General features: G+C 57.0%; 8 protein-coding genes and 1 pseudogene. 5 read left to right on the forward strand and 4 right to left on the reverse strand.

Annotated elements, in window-relative coordinates; all coding sequences use genetic code 11:
• Positions 1–9: 9 nt before the first annotated feature.
• Positions 10–870 (reverse strand): NAD(P)H-binding protein, encoded by an 861-nt coding sequence (locus RYH80_RS19405; RefSeq protein WP_370905747.1) that lies wholly within the window; start codon positions 868–870, stop codon positions 10–12.
• 169 nt (positions 871–1,039) lie between these two features.
• On the opposite strand from RYH80_RS19405, the gene RYH80_RS19410 reads away from it, so the two are divergent.
• Entirely contained in the window at positions 1,040–1,951 is a 912-nt protein-coding gene (locus RYH80_RS19410; RefSeq protein ID WP_370905748.1) for an MBL fold metallo-hydrolase, read from the forward strand.
• A gap of 155 nt (positions 1,952–2,106) precedes the next feature.
• Here RYH80_RS19410 and RYH80_RS19415 read toward each other — a convergent pair whose 3' ends face one another.
• Entirely contained in the window at positions 2,107–3,024 is a 918-nt protein-coding gene (locus tag RYH80_RS19415) for a winged helix-turn-helix domain-containing protein (protein ID WP_370905749.1), read from the reverse strand.
• Between the two features lie 920 nt (positions 3,025–3,944).
• On the opposite strand from RYH80_RS19415, the gene RYH80_RS19420 reads away from it, so the two are divergent.
• Positions 3,945–5,279, forward strand: a complete 1,335-nt coding sequence (locus RYH80_RS19420; RefSeq protein ID WP_370905862.1) for an ATP-binding protein — start codon at positions 3,945–3,947, stop codon at positions 5,277–5,279.
• Between the two features lie 185 nt (positions 5,280–5,464).
• Positions 5,465–8,242, forward strand: coding sequence for a DEAD/DEAH box helicase (locus tag RYH80_RS19425; protein WP_370905750.1), 2,778 nt, complete (start codon positions 5,465–5,467; stop codon positions 8,240–8,242).
• Between the two features lie 307 nt (positions 8,243–8,549).
• Here the strand turns inward: RYH80_RS19425 and RYH80_RS19430 are convergent, their stop codons facing one another.
• Positions 8,550–9,059, reverse strand: a complete 510-nt coding sequence (locus RYH80_RS19430; protein ID WP_370905751.1) for a hypothetical protein — start codon at positions 9,057–9,059, stop codon at positions 8,550–8,552.
• 275 nt (positions 9,060–9,334) lie between these two features.
• The gene (locus RYH80_RS19435; RefSeq protein ID WP_370905752.1) at positions 9,335–9,967 is read right to left on the reverse strand and encodes a tyrosine-type recombinase/integrase; all 633 of its coding nucleotides are present in this window, start codon (positions 9,965–9,967) and stop codon (positions 9,335–9,337) included.
• 999 nt (positions 9,968–10,966) lie between these two features.
• Between RYH80_RS19435 and RYH80_RS19440 the strand changes: the two genes are divergently transcribed.
• Together RYH80_RS19440 and RYH80_RS19445 are read left to right on the forward strand one after the other, a co-directional pair.
• Positions 10,967–11,728 (forward strand): hypothetical protein, encoded by a 762-nt coding sequence (locus tag RYH80_RS19440; protein WP_370905753.1) that lies wholly within the window; start codon positions 10,967–10,969, stop codon positions 11,726–11,728.
• An 87-nt stretch (positions 11,729–11,815) separates the two neighbouring features.
• Positions 11,816–12,130 (forward strand): annotated as a pseudogene (locus tag RYH80_RS19445) (DUF7437 domain-containing protein); the annotation flags it as partial.
• Positions 12,131–12,254: the final 124 nt, after the last annotated feature.

Here is a 12,254-nt window from a genome sequence, read left to right on the forward strand (position 1 = left end):
ATCGACGGGTCAGCTTAGGTACGAACGGAGCGAGCGCAGATTCGCTTCCGTGACGTCGAATGCAGCCAGCGCCTCGTTCGACGTCGTGTTGTCGAGGTCGAACACGCGGTACTGGTCGACACCGATCGGGACACCGGGAATCGCGTTGACGACTCGTGCGCCGACCGCTGCCACCGACCCGGGAACCGGAATCACGACGGCGTCCTCGCGGACCAGAGAGACCACGTCCCGAAGCGACAGGCGGTCTGGGCCACCGAGTGCGTACGTCTCACCGACGTGTCGTCCGGACGTACAGCCGTCGGCGAGCATCGGTGCGAGGTCACCGATCCACAGCGGTTGCACGGGCAGAGCACCACCCTCCGGGAGCGGAACGACGCGTGCAGCTGTGAGTCGCTCCAGAAACGGCAGGAACGCACACCCGTCTCCGAAGATGATCGACGGACGGTAGATCGCCCAGTTCAGATCCGCCTCGCGGACACACCGTTCCGCGCCACGCTTGGCATCGAAGTACGCAGTCGAGATGTCTGCGTCGACACCCAACGCACTCATCTGAACGAAGCGCTCGACGCCAGTGCGTTCACACGCGTCGACGAGGTGTCGTGTGCCGGCCAAGTGGACGTCGCTGTGACGCTGCTCCGTCGGCTCCACGTGTGAAGGGAGGGCGACGAGGTTTACCACCGTGTCGAACCCCCGGACTACGTCGTCGAGTTCGGGATTGGTCACGTCAACCGAAGTCGTCGCGACACTGTCGGGAAGCACACCGTCGTCCGGCGACCGAGAAGCGGCCGTGACGGCGTGACCACGCTCGTCCAGCACGGTGCAAAGTGAGCGACCGACGAACCCGGTGCCGCCTGCGACGAGGACGTTCACACCGAGGCGAGGTACTGGCTGAGGATGAATTGTCCGTTCTCTCGGGAGCTGGCGACAGCTCGATCCCGAGACACATACTCCAGCACTCCCGTCTCAAGGGATACGACCCTCACATCGCGAAGCCGTCCGTCTTCTCAACGTTTAGGTGGATCTCGGCCCAGAACGGGATATGCGAGTGACGGCCGTCGGAACGAGTGGCGGTGTCCCGACCGCGAGGTACGGGACGAGTTGCGTGTCGATGGAGTTGTTCGGCGACAGATTCCTTCTCGACTGCGGTGAAGGCTCGAGTCAGCGGCTGATGCGGCACGCGTCGGTGAACGTCGATAGCATCCTGATCAGCCACTTCTACGCCGACCACACGCTCGGGCTCCCCGGCGTGATCCAGGCGTTGGAGATGGACGACCGTGACCGCCAACTCGACGTGCACGTTCCCGCGGGACGGTACGATCGCGCTGTCGATCTGATCGAGGGCGCGTACGGAGAGCCCAGCTACCCGGTCGAGATCCACACCTACACCAGCGACGAGCCGGCCGTCGAGACGGACGAGTACAGTGTCACCCCGTTCGCCACCCCATACACAGACTACTCACACGGATTCGTCGTCCAGGAGGCGGCAAAACGCGAGTTCGACCCCGAACGAGCACAGGAACTCGGCATCAGTCCGGGCCCGAAGTACGGCCAGCTGCAGGCCGTTCAGTCCGTCGAGACACCCGATGGGGAGACAGTCCAGCCCGACGACGTCCTGTCCGAGCCACAACCGGGGCGCAAGCTGGTCTACACCGGCGATACGAGACCAACGCAGGCAGTCGTCGACGCAGCGGCAGACGCCTCGTTGGTGATTTACAGCGCGATGTTCAGCGAGGATCTAGCAGGACACGCCCGCTCGACAGGCCACTCGACGGCACGCGAGGCAGGTGAGGTCGCTACCGAGGCGAACGCGGACCGGCTCTGGCTCACGCACATCTCCCCACGACACGAGGGCGACGAAGAGCAACTCGTCACACAGGCGGCGTCGGCGTTCGACGGAGATGTCGTCGCCGTCAGAGACGGTGACACGACAGGGATCACGCGGAGTCGGTGACAGCCCCGACTTCGGTGTGGGTTCGTCGCGGTAGGCTTTCACCCAGTTGGGCAAGCGACATCGAGTCGGTCGATAGGAGCCCCCGACAGTAGCCAGCGAGCCCGTGGCTGACACTACCTTCGAGCCGCTTTCCGAGAGTGTTCGGCACCGCCACGCTACTCTTCGATCGCGACCACATTGAGAGTCTCGTCGACGACGAGCGTCAGCGTCTCCTCGCCACACTCGTACGTCACACCCACGCGAAACGGATCCCGTCCACGGACGGTCTGGTAGTCCGGGTCGGTGAGGTTGAATTCCCAGACAGGCCGGTCACGGACATCGACACCGTGGTCGTAGTAGAAACTGACCACGGCGGGATGGTGGAGAAACACCTGGGGCAACCCGATCGTCAAGTCGGAGCCACATTGCTGACAGGTGTACTGGGCCAGCAGAACGGTCGACGGTTGCGCGGAATCGTCACCGGCGTCGGCGGCCGACTCGTCGGACGGCACGTCTCCATCGGGTGCCGGAGGCTCCTCTACCTCGACGGTCGGCGCTACCGGGCCGTCGCAGAACGAACAGAACCCGTTGGTGATGTGGTGAAACGTCGTCCGGAGATACCGGTCGGCGACACGTGGAATCTCGTCGCGGCTGTGCCCGGCGAACACCGCCGGTGGAACACCGATCCGATACTCGACCGGGCACGACTGACAGCTGATTCGGACGGTTTCGTCGTCGTACTCGAGTGTCCGGTCCCCTCCACAAGTGGGACACGGGTCCGTCAGTGTGACTGGCTCCAGCGAGCCTGCAGCCGTGTACGCTCCCGCCTCAATCGCGCCGTTGATCTGGATACCCGCTTGGGTGAGTTCGTACGCATCCTCGGTGTTGGTGACGAACTGTCCGACCAGCTTGCCGAGGTGGTAGTTGAACTGCCCAGAGTCACGCATCACAACCGCGTCACGGAGTTCCGAGAACGTCGCCTCGTGCCCATCGGCCTCCCACAGCGCTCGCAGAATAGCGACACGACTGTCGTCCGACAGGAGGCCGAACACCTCGTCCGGATCGGACCGTTCGACAACCGCTGGATCGGCCATACAGACGATAGAACCGCGATTGCAATAGGAATAGTGGAGAGCAAAGTGCTACAGCACACCCGTGGTCGCAAGCCCTCGTCGAATGCGCTCAACGACGCTTCACTGCTGCAGCGTCTCTGTGCGGCACATTATCGTCACCACGCTCGGGTGACGAGAGTGGCCAGCCAGGAGTTTCGAAAAAAGACCCCCGACGGAGCGCGATCATCGGTAAACAGGCTGGTGACGGCCGGTGTCTGTCGGGAGAGAGGTCAGGTGCGGAAAGGGGGGTCAGTGATCTCGGCCACAGTGTGCAGGCACACGACACGGTGGCAGGCGGGACACACCTGACGTGACAATTTGGTGGTTACACTAACTAATGTCTTGTGCCGGGTAGCGACACTCTGTGCCCAGAACACCCTCGCTAGCTAGACCAATCCTCCAATCGTCACGTCCCTCACGAGCGCCGGTTTTGATCGAGCACGTACTGAAGTGTAGCTGAATTACAATCAGATATGAAAGTGAGATATCACAAACATAATGTTGGCTCGTACCTGGTAATGAAGTGATGCTGCAGGTCCCGCCGGGAGTACCGCTTCTCGTGGTTTCCCTGTTCATCACAGCATCATTAGCGGGCTACGGACGACGCCAGTACCTGCAGCGCGTTCGACGGAACGATCTACTCGCGTTCGTCGTGCTGATGGGGGCACTGAGTCTTTCGCTGCTCGCAGAGACCTTCCTCCGAGTCGTAACGTCGCCGGCGCTGAAGCTCCTCGGATTCAACTTCCTCAACACCATCTGTATCTGGGTGTCGAGTTACGCGCTTCTCTGGTTCGCGTTGGCGTATACGAACAACACCCAGTGGGTCAATCGGTGGACGGTCGGCATCGCGGTCGCGACGCCGATCACGTTCGGTACGATCGGAACTGTCGCCCCCAGAGTTTCTGTACGAGGCCCACGGGCTCGTCACACACGGCCCTGTGACGATTCTGGGGGTCAGGTTCGGAGAGTGGTACACACTCGATCGGACGCTCAAGCCGCCGTTCTTGATTCTGAACCTCTACATCTACGCATTGGGGCTTCTCGCAACTGGCGTGCTCGGTCGGTACCTTCTCCGGCGTCGCGGAGACGTCGAGTCGGGTCACGCTGTCGCAATCGCTATCGGAGCAGGGGCACCGCTGGTGGCAGGCGCATCACTGATCAGCGGGATCGTTCCACCGGAGTTGAGTGTGACAGGTGTATCGTACGGTATCACAGCCGTGGCGTTCGCCGTGGCGACGTTCCGGTACCGACTCTTCGAGATCGCGCCGGTCGGACGGCAGCAACTCGTCAGAGAGATGCCCGACCCAGTTATCATGCTCGACGACGACGAGACGGTCGTCGACTGTAACCCAGCGGCACGAGCGATCGTGGGCGCTCCCCCCGACTGGCACGGGACCCCTGCAGAGGCGTTCTTCGCACCACTCCCCGACGACGCTCGCCGCGTCGTTACCGGTGAGACCGATACTCACACGATCAGCATCGTAGACGGCGAGACAGAGCGGTACTTCACACCCGATATCGCACCGATCGGCAATGGCCGAGGGACGACACAAGGGCAGCTGATCGTCCTTCGAGAGATCACCGCGCAAAAGCATCGAGAGCAGGAACTCGAACGACAGAACGAACGCCTCGATCAGTTCGCCAGCACAGTCTCACACGATCTACGGAACCCGTTGAACGTCGCACAGGGGCGGGTCACGCTCGCTCAAAAAGAAGTGGACAACGATCATCTCGAGGCTGCAGCGGACGCACACGAGCAGATGGCAGCCCTGATCGACGACCTGCTGACCTTCGCACGGTCGGGCACTGCGGTCGAGGAGACGACTGCCGTCGAGTTGTCGACCGTCGCACGGACAGGCTGGCAGACAGTCAAGACGCCGGAGGCGACACTCGAGATCGAGACCGACCAAGTCATCAGGGCCGACCGGGACCGGACGCGGCAACTGCTGGCGAATCTCTTCCGGAACGCGATCGAACACGTCGGGGCCGATGTGACGGTCACCGTCGGTTCAGTCGACGGTGGTTTTTACGTGTGTGACGACGGTCCTGGAATTCCCGAAGCGGACCGCTCGGACATCTTCGATCGTGGGTACTCGACGTCGGAAGACGGAACGGGGTTTGGACTAGCGATCGTCGAGGTGATCGCTGACGCGCATGGGTGGGATGTCCAGGTTGTCGATAGTTCCGATGGTGGTGCTCGGTTCGAGATCACACAGGTTACGGTTGTATCTGAGTAGTGCAGTCACCGGAGGTGGCTCTCGGTCGGCCCAACAGACCATCGACGCATTCTGCTGTTGATTTCCACAGAACCTTGTAATACGGAGATGGTATTCGGAAGAAAAGAAGAATTTTCGACTGGCTTCCTGCTGAACCCCTGAGTTCAACACCAACCTATTTCTAAATCCAGTGTATTTGTTGAGATATGACTGAGACAAGGAATCTCGATGACATTGCGGACTCGTACAGTTTATGGGGTGAGCACATTCAGCACCTGCAGGATGATCGTGGTATCACGGATTTGTGGCCGCCTCAAGTCAAATCGTTCGAGGATGGAGCCAATGGCGATTCAAATTTCTTGATGGTTTCTCCGCCAGGAACTGGGAAGACACTGGTTGCAGAGCTTATCTCAGTCAACGAATGGGTTTCATCTGGTGATCCCGTGGTTTACTTGGTTCCATATGTGGCTATTGCCGAAGAAAAGTACGATGAGTTCGATCAGAACCTCGGCGGGATGATGGGACTTGAGATCGAGAAAGCCACGGAGACTGAATATCCGAATCCCAAAGATCTGTTCGAGTCACAGGTTATCGTCATGACCTACGAGAAATTCGACTATTACCTCCGCAACTACCCTGACTACGTCGGCGATATTAGCTGTGCCGTCGTCGACGAGTTCCATATGATCTCCGACGAGACTCGTGGTCCCAATCTCGAGGTTTCTATCACCGACTTGATGGCAAATCATCCCAGTGTACGCATCGTCGGACTCAGTGCAACCACGCCCAACCCAGAAGAGGTCAGTGATTGGCTTGGCGGGTCCTTCAGCTACTCTCCCGACTGGCGGCATAACGACCTTCACGAGGGAATTTCTCTCGCGCAGGAACAGGAAATTCGATTTTACAACGACGACTCGCAGATCCGAACAGAAGCCGTTGGAAACCATTTCGATGGGAATGCCAAGACAAATGCCATTTACGACTTCCTTGTTAGCGAAACTGATCGCGAAGAAATGGGGCAAGCCCTCGTCTTCGCTCCGACCAGAAACGACACGAAGCAGACTGCAACCAGCCTGGCTAATTTCATCGACTCTCGCAAACGATCCCACGATTTTGGACTGGACAGAGAAGCACTGAAGACGCTCAAAGAACGCATTGAGGCAGGACCGGATGGTGGAAAGACGGAAGGCGAGCTCAAGAACTGCCTCAACAGCGGCATCGGATTCCATCACGCTGGCCTCTCACGTCATGCTAAATCCGTGCTAGAAGAGGGGTTCGACGATGGACATATCAAGGCTGTCGTCGCTACAAGTACACTCGCTGCCGGCGTCAATCTCCCCATCAAACGCGTGTTCGTCCTCGAGCCGAAGCTCGGACGATCAGAGATGCTCGTCAGCCAGTACAAGAACCTGGCTGGACGCGCTGGCCGCCCCCGCTTGGATGAACCGGGTGAAGCTGTCCTGTTTGCTCAGAACGAGAACCAGTCTATCCCTATCGTCTCTAACTACATTCAGGGGAGGATAGACCCGCTCCAGTCCCAAATCGATTTCGAGGAACACTATGGTGTACTGCTGAATTTGGTCCGCAAGTATTCGTCGATGCCAGATCTGCTTGAATTTCTGAACCGGACCTATTTCGGTCACGAACAGTCAGTAACTCACGCTGACATCGGTGACAGCGTCGGCGAGGCCGTCAGCGATCTCAGTCGCTGGAATATGTTGGACTTGGAATCGGGGGAATTCCGCTTGTCTCAGCTTGGCACAGCCACCTCCAAGCAACTCGTCAGCCCACAGTCTATTCATCTCGTAATCGATTATCTCCAGACCGCCGACAAAATCGATATTCAGGACCTGCTGGTAACCATTGCGACAGCCCCGGAATTCGATCTCGGATATCGCCTGTTTATGAATGGCAACCGATACTGGGAACAGCGAGATGAGATCAGGGAAACGCTCGGGCTCACCCACATCGAGCTCGACGAGTTCGATAAGGTCATAACGACGGCGCTCGTGATATACGACTGGATTAACGAACAGGAACTGCCCACAATTTATAACGAGCGGGCGGTCGACGACGATTACTGGGGGACCGCCGATGTGCGCGAACGAATCGCTCCTATTTTCGTTCGTATCCTCACCTCCGTGGTAGAAGTGCTCGAAGAGGCACGGCCAGATTTCCACCTCGAATACGGTGAAAACCTAACCCAGCTTGCCCAGCGCATCGACTACGGACTCAGCAAAGAGGGGATCCCGTTCGCCACTTATGATATTGAACGCAATCGCCGACGCGTCATCGATCTCCGGACTCGGGTCGGGATCGACTCACCGGACGAACTCCTTGACACTCCGGTCCAAGAGATAGTTACTTCAATGAAAAGGCGCCGAGCCCTTCGTTATAAGCGCAGCGCTGTCAATAGGCTTCTAGATGGAGTCGAACAAGATCGCCATGCAGTGCTTCTAGATGTCTACGAACAGGGGCTCAACGCAGAAACATTCCGACAACTCCTCTCGACTTGGGAGCTTGAATTCCAGAATTGCGTGATCAATGAACTGGAACGGATCTCCAGTATCGAGGTTAATGAGGTGGACGAAAGCGGCCCCGGATACGACCCCGAAGCGTACTGTTACATCTATACGAGCGATGGCAGCTACGTCCAGACCTACTCTGGAGAACCATTTGAAATTGCTCTCGAGTGCAAATCTAAAGTCGAATTAGACGGGGCAGTTGGGACGGATGATGCAACAGAAGTCGTTAAAAAGGCGCGTGATAGTAGTGACGCCCTCGTCACGGTGGGCGCACCCGAATTTACCGACGAAACAACGGATGCCGCTCTTGAAACCAGCGTCCTCTTGATGGATGCTCCAGCGTTCGCCGCCGCGATGGTACGAATGCAACAGGGAGAACTCGACCCTGAACAGATTCGCGAGTTCTTCACGCAGCAGGGGTACCTCTCACGAGCTGATGTCTACAACTTCGAAGAGTAAAGAACTTATTGGAAACATCAGGCAAAGCAGCGCAATAACACAGTAGTGTCGGCTCATTCGGTCAGCTGATTAAAATAGAAATTGTTCATCCACGAGGACGAGGTGACGAGTATGATGACCCGAGATGCCAACGGCCCGGTGGGATCTCCGTGTCGAGACGTACAAGACCGAAGCGAAACTCGTCAACACGCTCCGTCAAGTCACTACCGGGACCCTGCACCACGAGCGACGAGGCAACCCGAGCAGTTGGACTGACGCCTCCCAGGATCATCTACATCCTCACAACCACAGTAGCGAATGAGTCTCGTCAGCGCGTGTATCGAGAGTTCTCCCAGCAGTCTTCACAGATCGGTTGCTCTCCGATGGCACTCGGTGTGAGCAGCTCACCAACCGGTGTCAGCTCATCGCAGGTTTGACAGGCAACTTCGCGCCCGTCTTCGTACCCATCCGGCACCCACCACGGGAGCTTCCCACCGATCCCCCGCCGTTCTATCACCCACTTTGGAACCTGATCTCGATCACCCAGCAGTTCGGATCCAAGACGAGCTATCCCGTCATCAGTGGCGATGAGACGCCCACGGTCATACCCAACGTAGTTGATGAGATACTGGTCATCGTCCCACTCAGCGACAACGATTGAATCTATTCCATCACTGAGGCGGTTTGGGTACCGTCGATTGTATCGAATCTCGACTGCATGGTGTTGATCAATGTCGTCAGACGAGAGCGGTTCGTCGGACTGTTCAATAACCTCGCCCTCAACAGCAGCTAGTTCGGGTGGAAGAGTCATGAGAACCGATGGTCCCTCTACGATCATAATGGTGGTTAGTAGATGAGAGACACAGATCGCGTTATTTGCTCAGTTTTTGATAGACCGTCGTGCAACTCGTAGTGAAACCGGATCGTGTCGGAGGCTGCAGGCTAACCAACACTTCCACGCTCATCTTAGAGCGTGTTAGTTAGCCAATCACCAGCAGGTCAACGGCAGTCCTGTTGCCCTGCCAGTGGGAACGGCGGGAGAACCGGTCAAAAGGAGTGACACAGAATTGCTACCGCCGGATGCTTAGCCGCTTGTCATCACTCAGGGGGTACTTACCGAGTGCGGAGATGTGAGTACACACGGTCAGTCGTCTCGAGATTCTGGTGTCGGAGTCTGAGCTGGACGTCCTCAAGACGACCACCTTCTTCGCGGATCACGCGGTAGGCAACAGAGTGACGCAGCGTGTGCGGCGTTGTCTCGGTCGGGTCACCACGGCCCCCGTCGACGACGAGTGGGCGCACGTCGCCGATTTCCGCCAGTTGTTTGACCGTGCGAGTGATCGCTCGTGGTGACAGGCGGTCAGACTGTCGTGAAGGAAAGAGGGCATCACTGTCTTTCCATCGGTCCCGAAGGTAGCGTTTCAGAGTGCGCGTCGAGTCGGCTCCGAACTTTCCGAGTTTGAGCGTTGCTGCTGGTGGATTCGCTCCTTTTTGAATCTCCGACGGCAGGCGAAGCACGCCCTCCTCGAGATCGAGGTAGTCGACATCCAAGAGGGACGCTTCCTCTCGACGCAACCCGGTATCATAGAGCAACGCGATCAAGGCCTCATTACGATCCTGCAAATAGGTCGGCACCTCACTCGAGAGACACGCGTCTCGAAGCTGCTCAACATCGCTTGGTCGAAGCCACGTCTTTGCTTGCGGCTGAGTGGCAGTCTTTGTGTCAGCAGGTGACGAGTCGGACATCAGGTATAAACGAACGGTGGGGTGCAGGGGTCTTAGTGGTGACGAGTGGCAGTCTTTACCATAGAATCTGCCACTCCCCTGAACGGTTCACACGACTAGCGGCCATCAGCGCACTGTGCCGACAGGGGTCAGGTACATACGAAAGAAGAGAAAAGTCCACCAGAAGACAACAGTAAACCGTTTATTGATATATCGAACATAGGGTGCCTGCTCTGGAGTTGTTTCACAGTTATTAGAACTGCAATCTGAACTAGGCACACCGATTACGAGGAGTCTAGCCCTGCAGCCAGCACATCAGACCGAACTGAAGTCGCAATCTAAGTATAATTGGTCTACTCGGGGAATCGTACATTTATAACACACAAGTGCTACACGGTCAATTCGGAGGCTGACAGGGTGAGCGTGACCTGTTCAGGTAGGCACACCCCTCACTCAAAGTGAAATGCAACTCTCTTGGGGAGACACACCCCTCGCTCAAAGTGAAATCTAACCTCCCTCCAGACACACCCCTCACTCAAAGTGAATCAGATGCTATTAGCTACATACTCCGGCACAGGACATTCGTTAGCCAGAGTGTCCTTGAGCTGGTCCTAACCCACGCTTATACACACACTCTGATAAGTACAGGTATTGGGTCGCGTTACATCGACACCCGCTTCAACAGTCTCAACTCATACCTTCCTTCACAGCCTCACTGATGTGCTGATGCCCAGTCACACCCAGGGGGGTTAGTCCACATAGGGTTGTCGTTCTCGGTGGATTCCGGGAAATATGTGCGTAATGTTGTGTTGGTCACAGGGCGTGACACCCCCCGTGTTCACAGGGTGTGAAACCCCCCATATCACGGTGCATCACGGTGCGTCACGGGGCGTCACGGGGTGTGACATACTATGTTCACAGGGCGTCACAGGGTGTGACACACTGGGTTGCTCAGAGTTGCAGTTAATACGATCTGCGAAAGGATAGATATATAATCTGTACTGTGACAGACACACCTGTATGTCTCATATAGATTACGATGGATACAAAATAGACGAGATAAGTAAACAACTCATAATTCTCGCAGATCGAAGGAACGGCGTTACAGCACGTGAGGTTACTGATGAGTCTCCAAGAGTCAACACTAAACGTAGCGTGCATTACCGAGTCTCCAAACACTTGGAGCCAGCCAATCTCATCACTCAGGTGGATATTGGTGAGCAAAGTCGGATTATCTACGGTCTCACAGAGGAAGCCGAGTCTTGGTTAGATAGTGGCGGATATGAAGAACTAAACAAAGCCTCCACGCTCAGCGATCTAGCCCGGGAGAATGAGCGGCTCTGGTCGGAACTCGACTCACACCGCGAGCGGATGACATCAATGGACGAGCAGATAGACGGGCTCAGAGCTGAACTCTCAGGGATACAAGGAGCAATCTCGTCGTACTCCAACAAAATGGACGAGTTGGAGTCGAGTATGTTGACCAAGACCCAATCGAAGGTTCAAATAAACAGAGAAGTCAAATCGAAGGTGAATAAACACCTGTCAGAGGTTGATAGCCTCGCTGGGAAGATTGACAGGACACATCGACTGCTAGAGGACCTGCAGGATAGGCTGGAACGGGTAGAAGAGAGTAATCAGCCTGCGGAGCTTGAGAAGCTGCGTACTCGGGTGGACCACTTAGAAGAACAGATAGAGCAGAGGGATACCACAGAGACTGAGTCGGATACAGATGACGACGAAAAGCGTTCAAGCCGTGGATCGAGATGGCCGTTTAGGTGATTTTCTACTATTATTACAATATATTATGATTTATAAATGCCGTGCCGTGACGTCATCGGGAGGATAGAATAGCGACGGCGACGGCGCGAAAGCACACCCGTCGAGTACGACGCCGAGTCGATCGCACTCACACTCTCGACGGACGACGAAACCCAGACCATCACACCTGCGCTCATCGCGGTGGTCGCTCGACGCGAGGAAGACAACGACATCGACGTCTACGTCGACCGGCACAGCATCGACGGTCTCGCCGTCGCGCTCGAGTACGCCGCCGAGTACGTCGACGGCACGGTCAATTACCGTCTCGCGGCCCGCGAACTCGACCTCTCTCCGCTCGAAGCCGAGATCATCCTCCAGGCACTGGATCCCGTCGTCACCGAGCACACCGAAACCGCCGTATAACGACGGGGTACCTCGCCGACACCGGCGTGTTCGTCCGATACGTCGGTCCGGTACTCCGACGCGCTCCAGCACCTGCGTAGTGCCGTTCGTGACTACGACAAGAAGCGTGATCCTAAGCGCGGAC

Origin of the sequence: Halobaculum sp. MBLA0147 (genome assembly GCF_041361345.1) — an archaeon.
Lineage (GTDB): Archaea > Halobacteriota > Halobacteria > Halobacteriales > Haloferacaceae > JAHENP01.